The sequence below is a fragment of the Streptomyces bobili genome, from assembly GCF_002154575.1.
GTDB classification, from domain to species: domain Bacteria; phylum Actinomycetota; class Actinomycetes; order Streptomycetales; family Streptomycetaceae; genus Streptomyces; species Streptomyces bobili.
Map to the genome: position 1 here is coordinate 1 of NZ_MUBA01000454.1, position 616 is coordinate 616.

2 protein-coding genes are annotated in these 616 nt (G+C 69.2%); one reads left to right on the forward strand and one right to left on the reverse strand.

The window, feature by feature from the left end:
• Window positions 1-296: ATP-binding protein (locus tag BZL64_RS30030; protein WP_143663349.1), on the reverse strand; the 296-nt coding region annotated here is incomplete at its 3' end.
• A 121-nt stretch (window positions 297-417) separates the two neighbouring features.
• Here BZL64_RS30030 and BZL64_RS30035 point away from each other — a divergent pair.
• On the forward strand, window positions 418-616 hold a 199-nt coding region (locus BZL64_RS30035; protein ID WP_244205551.1), incomplete at its 3' end, for a helix-turn-helix transcriptional regulator.

Sequence of the window (616 nt, forward strand, 5' to 3'; positions counted from 1 at the left end):
CGGCGCGTGGTGGCCGCGTCCGTCACCTCGATGCGGATCACATCGGACGCCTCGTCCAGGCGGAGGCGGAGACGGAAGTCGCGGCCCGGCACCCGGCCGTGCCGCACCGCGTTCGCCGTGAGTTCGCCCACGACCAGGGCGACCGCGCAGGACACGTCCGACGCCGGCGGGTGTCCCCAGGCCTCCATGCGGCGTACGGCGACTCGTCGTGCGAGCCGCGCGCCCCGCGGGGAGGAGGTGAACTGTTCCGTGAGCGTGTGGATCGTCGTTCCTGCCAGCACCGTGTGCCCGTCCATGCCTGCCGTCCCGCCTTGCGTATGAGTGGTCACGTTCCGTACTCAAGAATCGACACCCGGCCCTACGCTCGGAAGGACACGCAGCCTTACCTTTCGGTTCGTAAGGAACGGAAGTAACCCCTTGGCCAACGGAATTGATCCCAGTACGTCGATGGCCGCGCTGTTCGGCTCACGGGTGCGCCGACTCCGTACCGCCGCCGGGCTGACCCAGGCGGAGCTGGGCCAGAAGACGCATGTGGTGAGCACCCGGATCACTCAGATCGAGCGAGCCTCGGGGGCCAAGCCGACGCTGGAACTGGCACGGGCCCTGGACGCCGTCC